Source organism: Acidovorax sp. LjRoot194 (assembly GCF_964253015.1).
Classification (GTDB): domain Bacteria; phylum Pseudomonadota; class Gammaproteobacteria; order Burkholderiales; family Burkholderiaceae_C; genus Acidovorax.
In genome coordinates, this window is sequence record NZ_CAXUQB020000001.1 from 566746 (window position 1) to 588522 (window position 21777).

General features: G+C 68.1%; 18 protein-coding genes. 8 read left to right on the forward strand and 10 right to left on the reverse strand.

Annotated features, from left to right (window positions below; genetic code table 11):
- The first annotated feature begins 267 nt into the window (after positions 1-267).
- Positions 268-1521, forward strand: coding sequence for an Hsp70 family protein (locus ACSQ3N_RS02735; RefSeq protein WP_436147908.1), 1254 nt, complete (start codon positions 268-270; stop codon positions 1519-1521).
- A gap of 233 nt (positions 1522-1754) precedes the next feature.
- On the opposite strand, the gene rsmI is transcribed toward ACSQ3N_RS02735, so the two are convergent.
- A complete protein-coding gene (gene rsmI, locus ACSQ3N_RS02740; protein ID WP_436145519.1) occupies positions 1755-2708 on the reverse strand; it encodes a 16S rRNA (cytidine(1402)-2'-O)-methyltransferase in 954 nt (317 codons plus the stop codon).
- Here rsmI and ACSQ3N_RS02745 point away from each other — a divergent pair.
- The 3 genes from ACSQ3N_RS02745 to ACSQ3N_RS02755 all read left to right on the forward strand — a co-directional run bounded on the left by ACSQ3N_RS02745 (position 2708) and on the right by ACSQ3N_RS02755 (position 4548).
- Positions 2708-3151 carry a YraN family protein gene (locus ACSQ3N_RS02745; RefSeq protein ID WP_436127688.1) on the forward strand — a complete coding sequence of 148 codons (444 nt, stop codon included), beginning with the start codon at positions 2708-2710 and terminating at the stop codon, positions 3149-3151. The genes rsmI and ACSQ3N_RS02745 overlap by 1 nt on opposite strands.
- 102 nt (positions 3152-3253) lie before the next feature.
- Positions 3254-3865 carry an SIS domain-containing protein gene (locus ACSQ3N_RS02750; protein WP_056165057.1) on the forward strand — a complete coding sequence of 204 codons (612 nt, stop codon included), beginning with the start codon at positions 3254-3256 and terminating at the stop codon, positions 3863-3865.
- A gap of 17 nt (positions 3866-3882) precedes the next feature.
- Positions 3883-4548 carry a BON domain-containing protein gene (locus ACSQ3N_RS02755; protein WP_436127689.1) on the forward strand — a complete coding sequence of 222 codons (666 nt, stop codon included), beginning with the start codon at positions 3883-3885 and terminating at the stop codon, positions 4546-4548.
- A gap of 293 nt (positions 4549-4841) precedes the next feature.
- On the opposite strand, the gene ACSQ3N_RS02760 is transcribed toward ACSQ3N_RS02755, so the two are convergent.
- The 4 genes from ACSQ3N_RS02760 to ACSQ3N_RS02775 form a co-directional block, all read right to left on the reverse strand.
- Positions 4842-5756, reverse strand: a complete 915-nt coding sequence (locus ACSQ3N_RS02760) for an NAD(P)-dependent oxidoreductase (protein ID WP_396505167.1) — start codon at positions 5754-5756, stop codon at positions 4842-4844.
- 142 nt (positions 5757-5898) lie between these two features.
- A complete protein-coding gene (locus ACSQ3N_RS02765; protein WP_056165062.1) occupies positions 5899-7035 on the reverse strand; it encodes a PilT/PilU family type 4a pilus ATPase in 1137 nt (378 codons plus the stop codon).
- Between the two features lie 76 nt (positions 7036-7111).
- Positions 7112-7747, reverse strand: coding sequence for a Crp/Fnr family transcriptional regulator (locus ACSQ3N_RS02770; RefSeq protein WP_056165064.1), 636 nt, complete (start codon positions 7745-7747; stop codon positions 7112-7114).
- A 207-nt stretch (positions 7748-7954) separates the two neighbouring features.
- The gene (locus ACSQ3N_RS02775; protein WP_056165066.1) at positions 7955-8998 is read right to left on the reverse strand and encodes a type IV pilus twitching motility protein PilT; all 1044 of its coding nucleotides are present in this window, start codon (positions 8996-8998) and stop codon (positions 7955-7957) included.
- Between the two features lie 37 nt (positions 8999-9035).
- Between ACSQ3N_RS02775 and ACSQ3N_RS02780 the strand changes: the two genes are divergently transcribed.
- Positions 9036-9755: a YggS family pyridoxal phosphate-dependent enzyme gene (locus tag ACSQ3N_RS02780; RefSeq protein ID WP_436145520.1), complete on the forward strand. Its 720-nt coding sequence runs from the start codon at positions 9036-9038 to the stop codon at positions 9753-9755.
- Positions 9756-9771: 16 nt separating this feature from the next.
- Here the strand turns inward: ACSQ3N_RS02780 and ltaE are convergent, their stop codons facing one another.
- Complete coding sequence (gene ltaE / locus ACSQ3N_RS02785; RefSeq protein ID WP_436145521.1) at positions 9772-10842, reverse strand: low-specificity L-threonine aldolase; 1071 nt, start codon at positions 10840-10842, stop codon at positions 9772-9774.
- Between the two features lie 241 nt (positions 10843-11083).
- On the opposite strand from ltaE, the gene ACSQ3N_RS02790 reads away from it, so the two are divergent.
- Complete coding sequence (locus ACSQ3N_RS02790) at positions 11084-14374, forward strand: carboxyl transferase domain-containing protein (protein WP_436147909.1); 3291 nt, start codon at positions 11084-11086, stop codon at positions 14372-14374.
- A gap of 42 nt (positions 14375-14416) precedes the next feature.
- Here ACSQ3N_RS02790 and ACSQ3N_RS02795 read toward each other — a convergent pair whose 3' ends face one another.
- Complete coding sequence (locus ACSQ3N_RS02795) at positions 14417-15055, reverse strand: LysE family translocator (protein WP_436145522.1); 639 nt, start codon at positions 15053-15055, stop codon at positions 14417-14419.
- Between the two features lie 80 nt (positions 15056-15135).
- Positions 15136-15948, reverse strand: coding sequence for an AraC family transcriptional regulator (locus tag ACSQ3N_RS02800; protein ID WP_436145523.1), 813 nt, complete (start codon positions 15946-15948; stop codon positions 15136-15138).
- Positions 15949-16037: 89 nt separating this feature from the next.
- Here ACSQ3N_RS02800 and ACSQ3N_RS02805 point away from each other — a divergent pair, with 89 nt between their 5' ends.
- A complete protein-coding gene (locus tag ACSQ3N_RS02805) occupies positions 16038-17177 on the forward strand; it encodes an aminotransferase class V-fold PLP-dependent enzyme (RefSeq protein ID WP_436145524.1) in 1140 nt (379 codons plus the stop codon).
- Positions 17178-17228: 51 nt separating this feature from the next.
- Positions 17229-18548, forward strand: a complete 1320-nt coding sequence (locus ACSQ3N_RS02810; RefSeq protein WP_436145525.1) for a DUF445 domain-containing protein — start codon at positions 17229-17231, stop codon at positions 18546-18548.
- Positions 18549-19188: 640 nt separating this feature from the next.
- On the opposite strand, the gene ACSQ3N_RS02815 is transcribed toward ACSQ3N_RS02810, so the two are convergent.
- Positions 19189-19623 carry a hypothetical protein gene (locus ACSQ3N_RS02815; protein ID WP_436145526.1) on the reverse strand — a complete coding sequence of 145 codons (435 nt, stop codon included), beginning with the start codon at positions 19621-19623 and terminating at the stop codon, positions 19189-19191.
- Between the two features lie 460 nt (positions 19624-20083).
- Positions 20084-21616, reverse strand: coding sequence for an FAD-linked oxidase C-terminal domain-containing protein (locus ACSQ3N_RS02820; protein WP_436145527.1), 1533 nt, complete (start codon positions 21614-21616; stop codon positions 20084-20086).
- Positions 21617-21777 lie beyond the last annotated feature (161 nt).

Consider the following 21777-nt stretch of genomic DNA (forward strand, 5'->3'; position numbering starts at 1 on the left):
CCCTGCCTTTCGGCGATTTTTGACATTTCCGGGCCCGTTACACGGGTACGGCATGCGATTGCCGCGAGCCCGCCACTATGATTCGGGCCCAAGTTGCGGGCGCGCGCTCCAGCGAGACCTGTTCGGTGGCCTGTATCCGCACCCCATCGGCATCCGCGGCTTCCCCCGCACGCTCCTTTTCCGTTCTCCTTTTCTTTTCGTCTGCAGGTTCCGAGCGTGTGTGAGCGCGTGCTGCAAGCGTTCTTCCATTGCGATATTTTCATGACCATGCGTCTTTTGCAGGACACCACCCTCGGTATCGACTTCGGTACCTCCAACTCCGCGATGGCCGTGCGCCAGGGCACGGGCCCGGCCCGGATGATTGCGCTGGAGGGCGAGGCGCGCGCGCTGCCCACGGCGCTGTTCTTCAACGGTGAGGACCACCGCACCCACTTCGGGCGGGACGCGGTGGCGCAGTACCTGGCGGGCACCGAGGGGCGGTTGATGCGCTCGCTCAAGAGCCTGCTGGGCAGCGCGCTGCTGCAGGACAAGACCGTTGTGCACGACAAGCTGGTGAGCTACCAGGACGTCATCAGCCTGTTTTTGCGGATGCTGGTGGGCAAGGCCTGCGACGACCTGGGCGGCATGCCCGCGCGCGTGGTGATGGGGCGGCCGGTGCATTTTGTGGACGACGATGCCGAGCGCGACCAGCAGGCCGAGGCCGCGCTGCGGCAGGCTGCGGTGGACGCGGGGTTTTCCGAGGTGTCGTTCCAGCTCGAGCCCATCGCCGCCGCGCTCGACTACGAGCAGCGCATCGACCGCGAATCCATCGTGCTGGTGGTGGATATCGGCGGCGGCACGTCCGACTTCACCGTGGTGCGGCTGGGGCCAGACCGTTTTGCGCGGCCCGACCGCAGCGGCGACGTGCTGGCCACCACCGGCGTGCACGTGGGCGGCACGGACTTCGACCGGCGTCTCAGCCTGGATCTGCTGATGCCGCTGCTGGGCTTTCGCCACACCGGGCCGTCGGGGCGCGAGGTGCCCAGCCGCGTGTTTTTCGATTTGTCGACCTGGCACCTGATCCAGTGGCTGTACTCGCCCAAGGCGCTGCGCGACGCGCAGAGCCTGCGCACCGACTACGCGGACCCGCGCCTGTACGAGCGCCTGATGTACGTGCTGCGCGAACGGCTGGGGCACCGCATGGCCGACACGGTGGAGCAGGCCAAGATCGCGGCGTCCCTGGCCGACGCCGAGGCGCCCATGCCGCTCGACTGGATCGAGCGCGGGCTGCAGGCCGCCGTCACGCCCCAGGGGCTGTCGCAGTTTCTGGCCCAGCCGCTGGCCCAGGTGGTGGCCTGCGCGCACGACTGCGTGCAGCAGGCGGGCCTGGGCCCGCAGGGCGTGGACGCCATCTACCTGACGGGCGGCTCGTCCGCGCTGCGGCCGCTGCGGCAGGCGCTCAGGGAGGCTTTCCCGGATACGCCGCAGGTCGAGGGTGACTTGTTCGGCGGGGTGGCGGCGGGTCTGGCCGTGTCGCGCTGAAAGACTGAGTTGTTGATGGGCCGATGCGCTGAATCGAGTTGATCCAATCGATGCAGTGAGTTCGGTGGGTTCAGCCATCGGGCTGATCGGGCCGTTGCGAGGTGCGCGCGGCACGGGGTGCAGCCGCACCGTGAGCGGCGCACCTGCTGAATCCATTTGCTACTAAATTTATAGCTGCTAGCGTTTGTCTATCAAGCGGTAGAGGCCATTTTCATGCTGGATGCAGGCCGTATTCAGTCTGCCGGCTCTTCGCTGTCTTCAACACCCGCTGCATCGCCGCGCTTCCACGCCAGCGCCGTGTCGTACAGCACGTTGCGCGATGCGCCTGTGATCTCGGCCGCCAGCCGCACGGCGGTCTTCAGGGGCAGCTCCTGCACCAGCAGGCGCAGCACGCGCAGGCTCTCGCCGTCGTCGGCCGCCACGGGCACCGGGTGCAGCAGCACCACGAACTCGCCGCGCGAGCGCTGCGGCCCGCCGTCCAGCCAGGCCGCCAGGGCATGCGCGGGCTGGGTCGTCACTTCCTCGAACTGCTTGGTCAGCTCGCGCGCCAGCGTCACCGGGCGGTCGCCCAGCACGGCCAGGGCGGTGGCCAATTCGCCGATGCGGTGGGGGGCCTCCAGCAGCACCACGCAGCGGGGTTCGCCGGCCAGCTGCTTGTGGATGACGGCGGCCCGCTCGGCGTTCTTGACCGGCAGAAAACCCGCAAACACAAAGCCGCCATGCTCGGTGCTGTGCGCCACCGCGCCCGCCACGCTCAGCGCCGTGGTCACGCTGCTGGCGCCCGGCAGGGGCACGGCCCGCAGGCATGCGGCCTGCACGGCGGCCACCAGGCGCGCGCCGGGGTCGCTCACGCCCGGGGTGCCGGCGTCGCTGACGTAAGCCACGCGCTGGCCTTGCTGCAGCCGCTGCACCACGGCCTGCGCGGCCTCGGCCTCGTTGTGCTGGTGCACGGCCAGCAGTTGCCCGGAGTTCTTGTCGATACCGTAAGCGCGCAGCAGCGACTGCGTGTGGCGCGTGTCCTCGCAGGCCACGGCGTCCACCAGTTGCAACACGTGCAGCGCGCGCAGCGTGATGTCCGCCAGGTTGCCGATGGGCGTGGCCACCACGTACAGCGCGCCCTGCGGATAATGCTGCGCAGCCGCTGCCTCATGCGCGGCGCTCTGGGCTGAAGCGAAAGAAGCGCTCAATGAATTTCCTTGGAAGAAAGAAGTCTGCTGCGGCCACGCCTGCGGCGCCCGGCCGCGCTGCGGGCACCACAGCCACGGCGACCGCCAGCACCACCACGCGCGAGCGCGGCAATGCGGCAGAAGACCGGGCCCTGGCGTACCTGCAGGCGCAGGGCCTGCAGCTCGTGGTGCGCAATTATCGGACGCCCGGCCGCGGCGGTGGCGAGATCGACCTCATCCTGCGCGATCAGGATGGCACGCTGGTGTTCGTCGAGGTGCGCAGCCGCGCCAGCGCGTCCTTCGGCGGGGCGGGCGCGAGCATCAGCGCCGCCAAGCAGCAGCGCATCGTTTTTGCGGCGCGCCACTACCTGCTGCGCCTGCCGTCGCCGCCGCCATGCCGGTTCGACGTGGTGCTGGTGGAGGGCACGGTCCAGTGGCTCAAGGCGGCATTCGATGCGCAGTAGTCCGGGCTGTCCGCGTGGCTATGTCACAGCCCGCCAGCGCAAGGCAGACGGCAACGGTTTGCTACAAAAGCTGTAACACCCGGCGGGTATCATCGGGGCCTCATGCTTGAGCAACGCATCCAACAGCATTTCATCGACAGCGCCGACCTGAAGTACCAGGCCGCGCAGGCCCTGAGCCACCCCATCGCTGCCGCCGTGCAGGCCATCCTGGCCTGCGTGACCAGCGGCGGCAAGGTCCTGGCCTGCGGCAACGGTCCCTCGGCCGCAGAGGCCCGGCAGTTCGCCGCCTTCTGCGTCACCGGCTTCGAGCGCGAACGCCCCGAGCTGGCCGCGCTGGCCCTCTCGTCCGATAGCACCCTGCTCACCTCGGCCGCCGTCGGCGCGGGGGCGGTGCACGACGCCACCCAGCAGTTTGCCCGCCAAGTGCGCGCGCTCGGCCAGGCGGGCGACGTGCTGCTGCTGCTGTCGGCCACCGGCAACGATGCCAACCTGATCGCCGCCACCGAGGCCGCGCACGAGCGCGACATGACCGTGGTGGCCCTGACTGGCCGCACGGGCGGCAAGCTGTCTGCGCTGCTGCGCGAGACCGATGTGTTGATCAGCGTCCCCCACGACCGGGCCGCGCGTGTGCGCGAAGTCCATGCCCTGGTGCTGCACTGCCTGTGCGACGGCGTGGACGCCCAGTTACTTGGTGAACAGGAGATTCCGCTATGACGCAAACGACGACGACCATGAACCCGACCCTTCGCCGCGCATCCCGTGCGGTGTGCACCGTGCTCGCCGCAGCCGCCCTGGCCGGGGGCCTCGCAGCCTGCGCGCCGCTGATCGTCGGCGGTGCCATGGTGGGTGGCGTGATGGCCATCGACCGCCGCACGGCCGGCACGCAGATCGAGGACGAAGGCATCGAACTGCGCGCTGCCGCCCGCATCCGCGAAACGTTGGGCGACCGCGCGCACGTCAACGTAACCAGCTACAACCGCCAGGCCCTGCTGACCGGCGAGGTCGCCACGGCCCAGGACCGGCAGACCGTGGAGCAGATCGTCTCGCAGGTGGAGAACACCCGCTCGGTGGTCAACGACCTGGCCGTCATGCCCACCACCACGCTGAGCCAGCGCTCCAACGACACCTTCATCACCGGCAAGGTCCGCGCCAGCCTGGTGGACGCGAAAGACATCTCGGCCAACTCCTTCAAGGTGGTGACCGAGCGCGGCATCGTCTACCTGATGGGCCGCGTGTCGCAGCGCGAAGCCACCCGCGCCTCCGACATCGCGCGCGGCGTGAGCGGCGTGACCAAGGTCGTGCGCGTGTTCGAGATCGTCTCGGAAGAAGAACTGCGCCGCATCGCACCGCAGCCCGCGCCCGTCACCACGGACAACACCAAGCCTGCAGGCGGCTGAATATCATCCAGCAGGCCAGGCAGCCTGCATGACCGCTGACTAAAAAAGAAATCCCGGCGCGCAACACGCGGCCGGGATTCTTTTTTTGGCGACGACCCTGCGCGCCGTGCTGTGAAACTGGCGCTGCACAAGCCAGCGCACCCGTGGAACCGGCTCTGCCGGGCCACCGGGTGCGTCCCCCCTCGGGGGCTGAGGCCCGCGGCTCCAAGCCTGCCTGCGCAGGCTTGGACAGGCCGAAGAGGCCGCGCCTCTGGCGCGTGCCACCGAGGCGCCGCAGGCGACTCAGGGGGGCTTCACTTCAGCCGCTTGACCAGGCTCGACGTATCCCAGCGGTTGCCGCCCATCTTCTGCACGTCGGCATAGAACTGGTCCACCAGCGCCGTCACCGGCACGCGCGAGCCGTTGCGCTTGGCCTCGTCCAGCACCAGGCCCAGGTCCTTGCGCATCCAGTCCACCGCAAAGCCGAAGTCGAACTTGTCGTCCACCATGGTCTTGCCGCGGTTGTCCATCTGCCAGCTCTGGGCCGCGCCCTTGCCGATCACGTCCAGCACCTGCTTCATGTCCAGGCCCGCGTTCTGGCCGAATGCCACGGCCTCGGACAGGCCCTGCACCAGCCCGGCAATACAGATCTGGTTGACCATCTTCGCCAACTGGCCCGCGCCGCTGTCGCCCAGCAGCGTGAAGGCACGTGCAAACGCCGCGGCCACGGGCTGGGCGGTGTTGAACGCATCGGCGTCGCCACCGCACATCACCGTGAGCTGCCCGTTCTGCGCACCGGCCTGGCCGCCCGAAACGGGCGCATCGACAAACTGCAGGCCCTGCGCCTTGGCGGCGGCATACAGCTCGCGCGCCACCTCGGCCGACGCGGTGGTGTGGTCCACGAAGACCGCGCCCGGCTTCATGCCCGCAAACGCACCGTCGGCACCGAGCGTCACGGAGCGCAGGTCATCGTCATTGCCCACGCAGCAGAACACGATGTCCGCCCCGGCCGCCGCCTCGCGCGGCGTGGGTGCATGTTTTGGGGCTGTGGCGCCCGCGTACTCTGCGCACCAAGCTATCGATTTGGTAGCGGTGCGGTTGTACACCGTGACCTCATGCCCCGCCAGCGCGAGGTGTCCGGCCATCGGATAGCCCATCACCCCCAGGCCCAGGAAGGCGACCTTGCGGGAAGGGGTGGCGTCGTAGCTGCGGGGATTCGTGCTTGGCATGGGTGGAAGAGTAAAAGTGGTGAATCAAAAAAGAAAACGCCCGCAAGGGGCGCGTACCCGCCAGGGCCACCGTGGAGCGGGCTTTGCCCGGCCACCGGTGGCGTCCCCCTCGGGGGAAGCCGCAGAGCGGCTCAGGGGGGCTTCAGACGATCGCGAAATGCTCGGTACCCTGCGCCAGGTCCGGCGACTTGGCACGCTGGCTGTTGAGCTTGATCTGCAGGCGCAGGTCGTTCAGCGAATCGGCGTTGCGCAGCGCGTCCTCGTAGGTGATCATGTTGGCCTCGTACAGGTCGAACAGCGCCTGGTCGAAGGTCTGCATGCCCAGGTTGCGGCTCTTCTTCATGATCTCCTTGATCTCGTGGACATCGCCCTTGAAGATCAGGTCCGAGATCAGCGGCGTGTTCAGCATGATCTCCACGGCGGCGGCGCGGCCCTTGCCGTCCTGCTTGGGGATCAGGCGCTGCGACACCATGGCGCGCAGGTTGAGCGACAGGTCCATCAGCAGCTGCGGGCGGCGCTCTTCGGGGAAGAAGTTGATGATCCGGTCCAGCGCCTGGTTGGCGCTGTTGGCATGCAGCGTGGCCAGGCACAAGTGGCCGGTTTCGGCAAACGCCACGGCGTGCTCCATGGTTTCGCGGTCGCGGATTTCGCCCATCAGGATCACGTCTGGGGCCTGGCGCAGCGTGTTCTTCAGGGCCGCTTCCCAGCTGTCGGTATCCAGGCCCACTTCGCGCTGCGTGACCACGCAGTTCTTGTGCGGGTGCACGAATTCCACAGGGTCTTCCACCGTGATGATGTGGCCGAACGAGTTCTCGTTGCGCCAGTCCACCATGGCGGCCAGCGTGGTCGACTTGCCCGAGCCCGTGGCACCCACCAGGATGCACAGGCCGCGCTTGGTCATCGTCACGTCCTTGAGCACCTGCGGCACGCCCAGTCCGTCGATGGTGGGCAGCGTGAGCGGAATCGTCCGCATCACCATGCCGACCTTGCCCTGCTGGACAAAGGCATTCACCCGGAACCGGCCCACGCCCGCGGGCGAGATGGCGAAGTTGCATTCCTTGGTGCGCTCGAAATCCGCCACCTGCTTGTCGCTCATGACCGAGCGGGCCAGCGTCATCGTGTGAGCGGGCGTCAGGGGCTGCGGCGAGACCTTGGTCACCTTGCCGTCCACCTTCATGGCCGGTGGGAATTCTGCTGTGATGAACAAGTCGCTGCCGTTGCGGCTGACCATCAACTTGAGCAGGTCATTGATGAATTTACTGGCCTGATCGCGTTCCATCAGATGTTCTCCCTGGCGTGTCCGCCGGCACGGCGGCTACGGTTGATGATGTTGAATCGTCGGCGCATCATTGGTATCACTTCTGGTTGTCGCTCAATCGCGCACTGACCACGCGCAGGCGCAGTGACAGCTTGCGGGCCAGCAGGGCAATCAGGCTGGCGGCCAGTTGCGGGTCCTTGGTCATCATGTCGTCCATGGCTTCAGCCGACAGCACGGCGATCTCGCAGTCGGTCAGCGTGGTGCAGGCCGAAAATCGGATACCGCTGTCCAAGAGCGACATTTCACCCAGGATGTCGCCGGGCCGCGTCTCGGCCAGGCGCAGTTGTTCGCCCCAGGGCTGCACGCGGTCGACCGCGATGGTGCCGGTGAGGAGCACCACCATGAAGTTGCCGTATTCGTCCTGGCGGATCACGTCGCGGTTGGACGGGATGGCGGCGAACTCGAAGAAGCGCTCCATGCGCTCCACGGCGTCTTTGTCCAGGTGCGCCATGTACTTGTCCTTGGCCCACAGCCCCTGCAGCAGCTTGCCGCCGCGGCTGGTGGGCAGGCGCTTGGCGCCCACTTCCACAGCGCGGGCCTCCCAGGGTACCAGCATCGAGTCGTCCACACCCTGCCCGGCGAACGCGGTGGAGAACAGCACGGAATCCGTGTGGTCGTCCGCGGGCTTGCCGTTGCGGGTTTTCATTTTCAGAAGGCCAAGAATGCCTTTCATAGTGAGCTCCGTAGTGCGACGCTGTGCGCCGCCGTGTCGTCTGTCAATGTGGTGAAGTCTGGATCGCAGAGCGTTCGGAGTCGGCGCGGCCCAAGCCAGCGCCCCCGTGCAAGGGCCGCCCCGCCGCACTGGGGGCGTCCCCATCCTGCATTGCGCAGCAATGCGAGAGAGGGGGAGGGCGGGAAGCGACTCAGGGGGTGTCGCATTTCAGCCTGGGAAGTTATCCGGGATCTTGGCCTTGGCGCGGGCTTCGGCCGGGCTGATGATGTTGCGGCGGACCAGGTCGGTCAGGTTCTGGTCCAGCGTCTGCATGCCCACACTGTTGCTGGTCTGGATGGTGGAGTACATCTGCGCCACCTTGGCTTCGCGGATCAGGTTGCGGATGGCGCTGGTGCCCAGCATGATCTCGTGCGCCGCCACGCGGCCCGAGCCGTCCTTGGTCTTGCACAGCGTCTGCGAGATCACGGCCTGCAGCGACTCGGACAGCATCGCGCGGACCATTTCCTTTTCTTCGGCCGGGAACACGTCGATGATCCGGTCGATGGTCTTGGCGGCGCTGGAGGTGTGCAGCGTGCCGAACACCAAGTGGCCCGTTTCCGCAGCCGTCATGGCCAGGCGGATGGTTTCCAGGTCGCGCATTTCGCCCACCAGGATGGCGTCCGGGTCTTCGCGCAGTGCGGACTTCAGCGCGGCGGCGAACGACAGCGTCATCGGGCCGACTTCGCGCTGGTTGATCAGGCACTTCTTGGATTCGTGCACGAACTCGATCGGGTCCTCCACCGTGAGGATGTGGCCGTACTCGGTTTCGTTCAGGTAGTTGACCATGGCGGCCAGCGTGGTCGACTTGCCCGAGCCCGTGGGGCCGGTCACCAGCACCAGGCCGCGCGGCTTCAAGGCCAGGTCGCCGAAGATCTTGGGCGCGTTGAGCTGCTCAAGGGTCAGGATCTTGGAAGGAATGGTCCGGAACACGGCGGCCGCGCCGCGGTTCTGGTTGAAGGCGTTGACGCGAAAGCGCGCCAGGCCTTCGATCTCGAACGAGAAGTCGACTTCGAGGAATTCTTCGTACGTCTTGCGCTGCGAGTCGCTCATGATGTCGTACACCATGGCATGCACCGTCTTGTGGTCGAGCGCATCGACGTTGATGCGGCGGACATCCCCGTGGACCCGGATCATGGGCGGCAGACCGGCTGAAAGGTGCAGGTCGGAGGCCTTGTTCTTGACGCTGAAAGCGAGCAGTTGGGTAATGTCCACGGAATCCCTCTAATCGTTTGATACGCTGTCAAACATTATGACCACGATTGCTAACAACCTCCAACAGGTTCTGGGCAGGATGGCGCAGGCGTGCACAGCTGCTTCGCGCGACCCCGCCAGTGTGCTCCTGCTGGCCGTTTCCAAGACCTTCGGCGCCGACGCGGTGACCGAGGCTGTTGCTGCCGGGCAGCGCGACTTCGGCGAGAACTACATCCAGGAAGGCGTGGACAAGATCATCGCCCTGCGCGCTGCGGAGCCCGCCGTGGCGCTGCAGTGGCACTGCATCGGGCCCATCCAGAGCAACAAGACGCGCCTGGTGGCCGAGCACTTCGACTGGGTTCACACGGTGGACCGCCTGAAGATCGCCGAGCGCCTGTCGGCCCAGCGGCCGGAGCACCTGGCGCCGTTACAAATATGCGTGCAGGTCAACATCGACGGCGGCGCCACCAAGTCCGGCGTGGCGCCCGCCGACACGCTGGAATTGGTGCGCGCTGTCGCGAAACTGCCACGGCTGGTGGTGCGCGGGATCATGAGCATCCCGGACCATGCTCCTGAATTCGAAGCGCAGCGCGCCCTTCATGCGGGCGCCAAGGCGCTTTTTGACCAGATAGCGGCGCTGCAGGAACCCAGCCTCGAACACTTCGACACCCTGTCCCTGGGCATGACGGCCGACCTGGAAGCCGCCATCCACGCCGGCAGCACGATGGTGCGTGTGGGCACCGGCATCTTCGGAGGGCGGGCCTACCCCGCCGCCTGAAGCGCGAGAAGGCCGATCAGCCCGGCAACTGGAACCGCTTCACGCAGTCCAGCGCCGCGGTCACATCCGCCTCGCTCACGTCCAGATGCGCTACCCAGCGCAGGCGCGTGGCGACGCCGTACAGGCTGCTCGTCACCCGCACGCCGTGCTCGGCCAGCCAGGCCGTGAACGCCGGGGCCACATCCGCATGCAGGTCGGTGAACAGGATGTTGGTCTGCCAGGGGTGGACGGTGATCTTGCCCTGCAGCACCGGATGGCTCTGGTTGAGATCGCTCAGCCCCTGCGCCAGCCGCGCCAGGTTCGCATGGTCGTCGGCCAGGCGGCGCACGTGGTGGTCCAGTGCGTAGTGGCCCGCAGCGGCCAGCACGCCGGCCTGGCGCATGCCGCCGCCCAAAATCTTGCGGGTGCGGCGGGCTTGGCGGATGAAGTCGCGCGAGCCCAGCACCAGCGAGCCGACCGGCGCGCCCAGGCCCTTGCTCAGGCACAGCGACGCCGAATCGAAATGGCTGCACAGCGAACGCGCCTCGTCGTACACATCGGTGCCGTGGCGCGCTGCATTGGCCGTGGCGGCGTTGAACAGGCGCGCGCCGTCCAGGTGCATGGCCAGCCCCCGGCTGCGTGCCAGCTGCGCCACCTCGGCGATGTAGGCGGGCGGCAGCACCTGGCCGCCGGTCGTGTTCTCCAGCACCACCAGGCGGGTGCGCGCGAAGTGCGGGTCGTCCGGCTTGATGGCGGCAGCGATGTCGGCAATGCGCAGCGTGCCATCGGGCTGCGTCTCCACCGGCTGCGGCTGGATGGAGCCCAGCACCGCCATGCCGCCGGCCTCCCAGCGGTAGGTGTGCCAGCTCTGGCCCACGATGGCCTCGTCGCCGCGCTGGCAGTGGCCCCACAGCGCGATCAGGTTGGTCTGCGTGCCCGAGGGGGCGAACAGTGCGGCCTCGAAGCCCAGCAACTGCGCCGCATGCTCCTGCAGCGCGTTCACCGAAGGGTCGTCGGCAAACACATCGTCGCCCAGCGGGGCTTTGAACATGGCCTCGCGCATGGCGGGCGTGGGCTGGGTGACGGTGTCGCTGCGAAAGTCGGGCATGGGCGTCCTGTGGGCAAACAAATGCAAAAGGCGCATCGTAGCGGCGCCTGCTGGTGGGTTGATTTTCAGGGGTTTTTGGCGCGGTGTGCAGGGGACGTGCGACAGTGCCGTGGTGATGCCGTGGTGATGCCGTGGCGGCGGCGGGGCTGTCGCTTGCATGCCACCTGCGCCCGCCGCTGCCCGCCAGAATGCACGGCAACTTCACCCCTCCTCTGGGTACATCTGCATGACCGACCGCCCCCTGTTCGCCAAAGTCCTGGTTGCCAACCGCGGCGAGATCGCGCTGCGCACCGTGCGCGCCCTGCATGACCTGGGAGTTGCCAGCGTGGCCGTGTTTGCCGACGACGACGCCGCCAGCCCCCACGTGCACGCGGCCAGCACCGCAGTCGCGCTGGGCGCCACCGGCCCCGCGGCGTACCTGGACGGTGCGCGCCTCATCGCCATTGCCAAGGCGCAGGGCTGCGATGCCGTGCACCCCGGCTACGGCTTCTTGAGCGAGCGCGCCGACTTCGCCCGTGCGTGCGCCGACGCCGGGCTGCGCTTCATCGGCCCCACGCCCGCGCAGCTGGCGCTGTTCGGCGACAAGGCGCAGGCCCGTGCGCTGGCGCAGCAGCAGGGCGTGCCGCTGATGCCCGGCACGCAGGCGGCGGTGTCGCTCGGCGAAGCGCAGGCCTTCTTCGCGCAGCACGCCACGGCAGGCATCGTCATCAAGGCCATCGGCGGCGGCGGCGGGCGGGGCATGCGCGCGGTGGCGTCGGCCGATGACCTGCCCGCCGCCTACGCGCGCTGCCGCAGCGAGGCGCAGGCCGCCTTTGGTGTGGACGGCGTGTACGTGGAGCGCCTGATGGTCAACGCCCGCCACATCGAGGTGCAGGTGCTGGGCGACGGGCGCGAGGTGATCGCGCTGGGCGAGCGCGAGTGCACGCTGCAGCGGCGCTTTCAGAAGGTGGTGGAGATCGCGCCCAGCCCTTCGCTGCCCGCAGCGCTGCGCGAGCGCATCACCACCGCTGCCTTGTCGATGGCGCGGGCCGTGGCCTACGAAGGCCTGGGCACCTTCGAGTTCCTGGTGGACCTGGCCTCCAGCGACCTGCCCTTCGTCTTCATCGAATGCAACCCGCGCCTGCAGGTGGAGCACACCATCACCGAAGAGGTCACCGGCGTGGACCTGGTGCAGGCGCAGATCGCGCTGGCCGCGGGCCGAACGCTGAAGGACATTGGCCTGAACCCCGCCGCGCCGCCGCCCGTCCAGGGTTTTGCGGTGCAGTGGCGCATCAACGCCGAGACGCTGGATGCCCAGGGCGGCGCCACCCCCGGCAGCGGCACGCTGAAGCGCTTCGACCTGCCCACGGGCCCCGGCGTGCGCGTGGACACCCACGGCGCAGCGGGCACCGCGCCGTCGCCGCACTACGACACGCTGCTGGCCAAGCTCATCGTGCACACGCGCAGCCCGCACTTTGCCGATGCGCTGCGCCGCTCGCAGCGTGCGCTGGCCGAGTGCCGCATCGAGGGCGTGGCCACCAACCTGGCGCTGCTGCAGGCCCTGGCCGCGCGGCCTGAGATGGAAAGCCAGCAGGTGCACACCCGCTGGCTCGAATCTGTGTTGTCCGAGTTGCTGGATGCTATTAAAAACATAGCTGCTAGTGCTTGTCCAACAAGCGGTAGCGGCCTGAAAGACACTAAAAACACTGCGTCCGCTCTCGCACCCGCGCTTGCACCGCCAGGCGCCGTGCTGGCCCCCATGCCCGCGCGCCTGGTGCAGCTCAGCGTGGCCGAGGGCGACGTGGTCGCCGCGGGCGCCGAGCTGGCCGTGCTCGAAGCCATGAAGATGGAGCACGTGCTGCTGGCCCCGCATGCGGGCCGGGTGTGCGCGCTGCTGGCCGTGGCAGGCAGCTACTTGGCGCAGGGGCAGCCGCTGCTGGTGCTGGAGGCGGTCGAAGATGTGGCCGGTGTGGACGTGCAGGGCAGCGCCGCGCTCGACCCCGACCACATTCGCGCCGACCTGCAGCGCATGATCGACCGCCACGCCTTCACGCTCGACGCCGCGCGCCCCGAGGCGATGGCCAAGCGCCACGCGCAAGGCGGGCGCTCCGCGCGCGAGAACATCGCCGACCTGTGCGACGACGGCAGCTTCATCGAATACGGGGCGCTGGCCATCGCCGCGCAGACGCGCCGCCGCAGCCTGGACGACCTCATCGCCAACACGCCCGCCGACGGCATGGTCACCGGCATCGGCGGCATCAACGGCGCACTCTTCGGGCCCGAGAAATCCCGCGCCGTCGTCATGTCGTACGACGCCACCGTGCTGGCCGGCACCCAGGGTGCGCGCAACCACGCCAAGACCGACCGCATGCTGGGCATCGCCCTCGCGCAGAAGCTCCCGGTGGTGCTGTGGGCCGAAGGCGGCGGTGGACGCCCGGGCGATACCGACATGCCCATCGTGGCAGGCCTGCACGTGCACACGTTCGCCAGCTACGCCGCGCTGTCGGGCCAGGTGCCGGTGATCGGCATCGCGGCGGGGCGCTGCTTTGCCGGCAACGCGGCGCTGCTGGGCTGCAGCGACGTGATCATCGCCACGCGCGGCAGCAACATCGGCATGGGCGGCCCGGCCATGATCGAAGGCGGCGGCCTGGGCATCTTCAAGCCCGAGCAGATCGGCCCAAGCGGAGTGCAGCATGCCAATGGCGTGATCGACGTGCTGGTGGAGGACGAGGCCGGGGCGGTGCAGGCCGCGCGCCACTACCTGTCGTTCTTCCAGGGCCGCACACCGCAGTGGTCCGCACCCGACCAGCGCCTGCTGCGCGCCGTGGTGCCCGAGAACCGCCTGCGCGTGTACGACACCCGCACGGCGATGGCGGGCCTGGTGGACGAGGGCAGCCTGCTGCCGCTGCGCACCGGCTTCGGCGCCGGCATCCACACCGCGCTGGCGCGCATCGAAGGCCGCCCCGTGGGCCTTCTGGCCAACAACCCGCTGCACCTGGGCGGCGCCATCGACGCCGATGCGGCCGACAAAGGCGCGCGCTTCATGCAGCTGTGCAACGCGCATGGTCTGCCTATCGTGAGCCTGGTGGACACGCCCGGCTTCATGGTCGGCCCCGAGGTCGAAGCCACGGCCCAGGTGCGCCACGTGAGCCGCCTGTTTGTCACCGCCGCCAGCCTGCGCGTGCCCACCTTCAGCGTGGTGCTGCGCAAGGGCTACGGCCTGGGCGCGATGGGGATGACGGCCGGGGGCTTCCATGCGCCCGTGTTCACGGTGGCCTGGCCCACGGGCGAGTTCGGCGCCATGGGCCTGGAAGGCGCAGTGCGCCTGGGCTTTCGCAAGGAGCTGGAGGCCCTGCCCGAAGGACCCGAGCGCGACGCGCTGTTCGCCAAGCTCCTGGCCAGGTCGTACGCCAACGGCGAGGCGCTTCACATGGCCGCCACGCTGGAGATCGATGCGGTGATCGACCCGGCCGACACCCGGGCGTGGCTCGCGCGCGGGCTGGCGTCGGCGCAGGTGGCGCCGCTGGGGCACCGGTTCGTCGATACCTGGTGAGCCGGCGCCGGCGCTGGCGTTGGCGTTGGCGTTGGCGTTGGTCTAACGCTGCATCAGCGCCAGCTTTCCCCCCAGTGCCACGAACGCCGCGGCAAAGCCGCGCCGCAGCCACAGCAGCACGCTCGGGCGCTCCAGGACCTGGTTGCGAAACCGTGCCGCAAAGACGCCGTAGGCCAGGAACACCACGAACGTCATCGCCATGAACACCAGCGACAACTGCGCCATGCGTGCCGCGGGCTGCGCTTCGCCCGGCGCGATGAACTGCGGCAGGAACGTGAGGAAGAACAGCGACAGCTTGGGATTGAGGAGGTTGACCAGCATGGCTTCTGCGATGCGCGCGCCGGTCGAGCGTGCGGGCGCGTCGGTGCGCACCTGCAGGGCAGCGGGCGAGCGCCACGTAGCCCAGCCCATGTACAGCAGGTACGCCACGCCCACGTAGCGCAGAACGTCGAAGGCGGTGGCGCTGGCATGGAGCAGCGCGGCCAGCCCGGTGACGGCCGCCAACAGGTGCGGCACGATGCCCAGCGTGCAGCCCAGGGCCGTGACGGCGGCCGCCCGTGCGCCGCCCGAGAGCCCGGCCGCCACGGTCAGCAGTGCGCCCGGCCCCGGCGAGACGACGACGATGAATGAGGTGATGAGGAATTCGATGCCCATGGCGCTGAAGCCGCGTCGCAGCGGCATGAGGTGGAGATGGCCGCAGCATCGACTCACCACCGGCCTGCCGTCTTGAACAAAATTGCAGGCGAGCTCTCGCCCCGCCATCAGCCGTGGGCGCGCAGGTAGGCGTGCGGTGTGGCGCCGAAGCTGCGCGCGAACAGGCGTGTCAGGTGGCTCTGGTCGGCAAAGCCGCTGGCGGCGGCGACTTCGGCCAGCGGCATCCGCGCCGCCATCAGTCGCCGCGCGTGGTGCAACCTGCGCTGCACCAGGTAGGCATGCGGGGTCAGGCCCGTCGCCTGCGCGAACTGGCGCACCAGCTGGTATCGGCTCAAGCCTGCTTCGTGGGCCAGCTGCGCCAGGCTCCAGGCGGTCGTGGGGTCATCGTCCATCATGGCGCGGGCCGTTGCAATGCGCGCCGCAGCTGCATGCCGGCCAGGGTCCGGCAAGCGCAGCAGGCGCGCCAGGATCTGGAACAGGCATTCCTCCACCCGCAGCGGTGCGGCCGCGTGAGCCGGGTGCACAGTGGCCGCGGTGAACAGCGCGTGGACCTGCGCCGTGAGCCGTGCGTCGCGCAGGTTGGGCGCATGGAACTCGAAGCTCGCGCCTGGCAGGCCCGGGCGCACCTCGGCCGCCAGGTCCGCCACCAAGGCCGGTTCCAGGTACAGCATGCGCCAGGCGCGACCGCCGTCGCCCAGCGGCTTGCCATCGTGGGCCTCGCCGGGATTGACCGTGATGGTGTCGCCGGGAAGCGACTCCACCGTGCCACGGCCGCTGATGGATTTCTGCGCACCCCGGTCGATCACGCCCAGACCGAACTGCAGGTGCATGTGCCTGCCGAACGCGAACTGCGAATCGGCCCGCATCGCATCGATGCCGGGCACGGCGGTGGGCAGGAACTGGAAGGGTTTGGACGGCATGGCGCGCGGGCTCCGGGTGGCGCGGGGCCATGATAAGCTGGCCCGATCACCTTGTTTCATGCCCCCAGTTTCACACGTGGAGACTCCCCATGCCCGGCCTTCTGCCCGATATCGACCCCGATGGTTTGCTTGAGTTTTCGGTGGTCTACACCGACCGCGCGCTCAACCACATGTCCAAGCGCTTCACCGGCGTGGTGCAGGACATTCTGGGCACGTTGAAAGAGGTCTACCACGCCCACACGGCCGTGCTGGTGCCCGGCAGCGGCACCTTCGGCATGGAGGCCGTGGCCCGCCAGTTCGCCAACCGCGAGAAGGTCCTCATCGTGCGCAACGGCTGGTTCAGCTACCGCTGGACGCAGATCTTCGACGCCGACAAGGGCCTGGGCGGCGGCTCGGTCGTGTGCAAGGCACGTCCGCAGGGCAGCGGCCCGCAGGCGCCCTGGGCGCCATGCCCGGCCGACGAAGTCGCGGCCACCATCCGCGCCGAAAAGCCCAAGGTGGTGTTCGCCCCCCATGTGGAGACGGCCAGCGGCATCATCCTGTCTGACGACTACATTCGCACCGTGACGGCTGCGGCCCACGAGGTGGGCGCGCTGTTCGTGCTGGACTGCGTGGCGTCCGGTGCCATGTGGGTGGACATGCAGGCCACGGGCGTGGACGTGCTCATCAGCGCGCCGCAAAAGGGCTGGAGCGGCTCGCCCTGCTGCGCCATGGTGATGCTGAGCGAACGCGCACGCCAGGCCATCGACGGCACCACGAGCAGCAGCTTTTCGTGCGACCTCAAGAAGTGGATGCAGATCGCCGAGGGCTATGAAAAGGGCCAGCACGCGTACCACACCACCATGCCCACCGACGCGCTGGTGCGCCTGGCCGAGGTGATGGCCGAGACGCGCGCTTATGGCTTTGCCAAGGTGCGCGAAGAGCAGATCGAGCTGGGCGCCAAGGTGCGCGCGCTGCTCGAGTCGCGCGGCTTCCCCAGCGTGGCGGCCGACGGCTTCAAGGCGCCTGGTGTGGTGGTCAGCTACACCACCGACCCCGGCATCCAGAACGGCAAGAAGTTCATGGAAGTGGGCCTGCAGACCGCTGCGGGCGTGCCGCTGCAGTGCGACGAAGGCCCCGACTTCAAGACCTTCCGCGTCGGCCTGTTCGGCCTGGAAAAGTGGCACAACGTGGACCGCACCGTGGGCCATTTGTCGAAGGCGCTGGACCAGATTGCAGCCGCGCCCTGATCTGCGTTGTGGCGTGGCGCGGGGCGTCGTGCCACCGCGCGCCTTGTTGGCATGAACAGCAGTCCGCTACCCCCTTCTTCAGACACCACCGATGACCCGGCACGCGCCCTGCGGCGCGCCAAGCGGCAGGCTCTGGGCTTGTTGCTGCTGGTCACTGCGGTGTTCGTGGCCACCAGCGTGGTCGAGCGCGGCCTGTGGCTCAATTTCGTAAAGGCCATGGCCGAGGCCGCCATGGTGGGTGCGCTGGCCGACTGGTTCGCGGTGGTGGCGCTGTTTCGCCGCCCACTGGGTCTGCCCATTCCGCACACCGCGGTCATTGCGCGCAACCAGGCGCGCATCGGCCGCAACCTGGCCACGTTTGTGCGCGACAAGTTCCTCGATGTGCCCTCGCTGGTCGCGCTGATCCGCCGGCACGACCCTGCCGAGCGGCTGTCGCATTGGCTCACGGCGCCCGGCAACGCCGCGCTGCTGGGCCAGCAGGCCACGCGTTTGTTGTCGGCTGCGCTCGACACCGTGCAGGACGCGCAGGTGGAGCGCTTCATCCAGAAAGCTGCGCGCTCGCTCATCGGCCAGATCGACCTGTCGGGCGCACTGGCCACGGTGCTCGACACGCTGACGCACAACGGCCGCCACCAGGCGCTGCTGGACGATGTGCTGGGCAAGCTCACCGAGTTGCTGCAGAACGAGCAGACGCGCACCTGGGTGGCGCAGACCATCGTGGCCTGGCTCAAGAAGGAGCACCCGCGCACCGAGAAGCTGTTGCCCAGCGACTGGCTGGGCGACAAGGGGTCGTCGCTGCTGGCCCGCGCGCTCGAAAGCCTGATGGCCGAGGTGGCAGCGAACCCCCAGCATGTGCTGCGCGCGCAGTTCGACACGGCGGTGGCGCGTTTTGTGGAGCGGTTGCGCACCGACCCGGAGTGGGCCCGCAAGTGCGAAGAGATTCGGGCGTATCTGCAGAACGATGGTGCGGTGGGGGCCTATGTGCAGACGCTGTGGCAGGACGTGCGGGGGGCGCTGCGGCGTGACTTGGCGGACGAGCAGTCGGCCGTGGCGCGGCAGGTGCGGGCGTTGGGTCAGTGGCTGGGGGAGTCGCTGGCCGGGGATGCGGCGCTGCGGCAGTCACTCAATGCGCGGCTGGAGCAGTGGGTGCAGGGGCTTGCGCCGGATGTGTCGCAGTTTGTGGCGCAGCATATTGAGGACACGGTGCGGCGTTGGGACACTGAGGAGATGACGCAGTTGATCGAGCTGAATATTGGCAAGGACTTGCAGTACATCCGGATCAACGGGACTGTGGTGGGGGGGCTGATTGGGCTGGTTTTGTTTGCGGTGTCGCATGCGGGGGAGATTTGGCGGGCGGTGGTGGGCGGGTAGTTCGGCGAGGGAGAGCAGCAACACCCCCACAACCGTTCGGGCTGAGCTTGTCGAAGCCTGGTCGCTTCATCATCCATCCGTTCGCGCTGAGCCTGCCGAAGCTTGTACTTGTCGACACCCCCAAAACCGTTCGGGTTGAGCTTGTCGAAACCGGGGCGTTGCATCACTGGCCGTTCGGGTTGAGCGTGTCGACGCCTGTGCTCGTCGACACCCCCAGGCCGTTCGGGTTGAGCTTGTCGAAACCTGGGCGCTGCTCGCGGGCTCGCTGATGGGGGCGCATGCCTTTGTTGAGGGCGGGAGCCGGGGTGCGCGCCCGGCGGCGCGGTAACTTTCTCTTGCGTCGCCAAGAGAAAGTCACCAAAGAGAAGGCGACCCCAAGTCTGCGACCCCTTCGCGTTGCGAAGGGGCGACCTGCGTCGGGGCGTTTGCGGGGTGCGCCGTGGAACTCACTGCGCGCTGCGCGCTTCGTTCAGACAGCCACGGCGAGCTAGACAACGAGGCATGGGCGCTCCGACGCCCATGCTCACCCCGCAACCGCCCCGCCGCAGGCGCAGCCACAGGGGTGGGGAGCCGAACAGCCAACAGCCGGACAGCCACACGGGCCGTCGCGTTGCTCGGCCGCGGCCGGGGGCTGCGTCAGCTAGCGTGCTGCCTCATCCGCCGCCATGTTGGCTGCGTGTTCTTCCTGCAGATGCTGCGCAATCTGTGCCCAGGCCAGCTTGGCGTCGGCGTCTTGCGCCCAGGCGTAGCAGCTGGCGATGTGCATGGCCGTCACTGCATGGTGCGGGTCGAGCGCGAAGGCCACCTCGCACTGCAGCGCCGCTTGCCGCCACATCGCGGTCGCATCTTCAGATCCTTCTTTTTGCAGCGCATGGGCTTCTGCTATCCACGCCTGACCGAGCCGGAACGCCGCCGCGTGCAGCCCGGGGTCGGCATCGTGCGCGCGTTGGAACAGCTCCCCCGCCTGACGCCACAACGCGCGTGCTGCTGCGAAGTCTTGCGTGGCTACGGCTTGTGCCTGGGCGACCAGGGCGTTGCCGGATTGGAGGAGGGTGGAGGCGGAGTCGCTGGGCATGAGGATGCAAAGATGGAGGAAAGGGGCTGGGGATTGTCGACGGCTATACCGTCCGCTGCAACGACAGGTTATGACTTTGGGGGAACTCCATATGTCTGGTACTCCCATTCAACGAACTCAGAATGTGAGCCGCTAAAAGCCACCGTGGGGTGATTAGGCCATTCCTTCTCCTGGCGCCAGGTGAGATGCACGACGGATACGTGGTCCTCATGGTTGCAGTGCCGGACAAGAATGTCGTCATCGCCTTCTCGGTGGGCAACGACCTCCACGGGTATTCCTGCAAGTGGATGAACGTCAGCAAGCTCAAGCATGTACTCGGCTTGAAGCGCAGTTTTTTCCGGGTTCTGGGACCACTCCCAACCTTCGGGCAACGGTGGTCGATAGGGTGAACTCACGTGTCATCCTCGATATATATCCAGCTGAACATTCGCCATCTTTGGTATCCGGTAGACGCCACCCTTCAAAACCGCGGCAAATCCGGATGCTTGATCTGCCCCCCGCGCACCAGCATCTTCCCGTACTCCGCACACCGATTCAGCGTAGGGATCACCTTCCCCGGATTCAACAACCCCGCCGGGTCGAACCCGTGTTTCAGCCCGAACATCTGCGCGTTCTCCTCGGCCGTGAACTGTACGCACATGCTGTTGAGCTTTTCCACGCCCACGCCGTGTTCGCCCGTCACTGTGCCGCCCATGGCCACGCTGGTCTCCAGGATGTCGGCGCCGAACAGTTCGCAGCGGTGCAGTTGGTCGGCGTCGTTCGCGTCGAACAGGATCAGCGGATGCAGGTTGCCGTCGCCTGCGTGGAACACGTTGGCGCAGCGCAGCTGGTATTTCTTTTCCATGGCCTGGATGGCCAGCAGGATGTCGGCCAGGCGCTTCCTCGGGATGGTCGAGTCCATGCACATGTAGTCGGGGCTGATGCGGCCGCTGGCGGGGAAGGCGTTCTTGCGGCCGCTCCAAAAGCGCAGGCGCTCGGCCTCGTCTTGGCTGACCGAGATGGCAGTGGCGCCAGCCGCGCGCAGCACGTCGCTCATGCGGCCGATTTCTTCTTCCACCTCTTCGGGCGTGCCGTCGCTCTCGCACAGCAGGATGGCCTCGGCCGTGAGGTCGTAGCCGGCTTTGACGAAGTCTTCCACGGCGGCGGTCATGGGCTTGTCCATCATCTCCAGGCCCGCGGGGATGATGCCGGCCGCGATCACCGCGGCCACGGCGTCGCCGGCTTTGCGCACGTCGTCGAAGCTGGCCATGATGCAGCGCGCCAGCTGGGGCTTGGGGATCAGGCGCACCGTCACTTCGGTGATGACGGCGAGCATGCCTTCGCTGCCGATCACGGCGGCCAGCAGGTCGTAGCCGGGGGTGTCCAGCGCCTGGCTGCCGAACTCCACGGGCTCGCCGTCCACGGTGAAGCCCTTCACCGCCAGCACGTTGTGCACCGTGAGGCCGTATTTCAGGCAGTGCACGCCGCCCGAGTTTTCGGCCACGTTGCCGCCGATGGTGCAGGCGATCTGGCTGCTGGGGTCGGGGGCGTAGTACAGGCTGTACGGTGCGGCGGCTTCGCTGATGGCCAGGTTGCGCACGCCGCTCTGCACGCGTGCCGTGCGGCTGACCGGGTCCAGGTCGAGGATGCGGTTGAACTTGGCCAGCGACAGCGTGACGCCCATCGCATGCGGCATGGCGCCGCCCGACAGGCCCGTGCCCGCGCCGCGCGCCACCACGGGGACCTGCAGGTGGTGGCAGGCCTGGAGCACGGCCTGCACCTGGTCGTACGTTTCGGGCAGGCACACCACCAGCGGGCGCTGGCGGTAGGCGGTCAGGCCGTCGCATTCATACGGGGTGGTGTCCTCGGCGTGCCACAACAGCGCGTGGGCGGGCACGACGCGGCCCAGGGCCTGCACGACCTCGGCCTGGCGCGCGGCGCGCTCTGACGGGGTGGGCCCGGCCGGTGGTTGGGCGGCTGCAGGGGAGGTAGGGGTGGCGGCGGGAGTCTGCATGCCGCCACTGTAGGGGATGGCGGTAGACGCGGGCGTGAGATTTTTGCAGAGCGGCCGTGAAAATCCTGGCGAGGCCGCGGTCTGTACGACTTGGCGACGGGTCACTGGTCGCGGCGACCTCTGCAGTTTTGACCACCGACTTGCCGCCCACACTGGGCCGT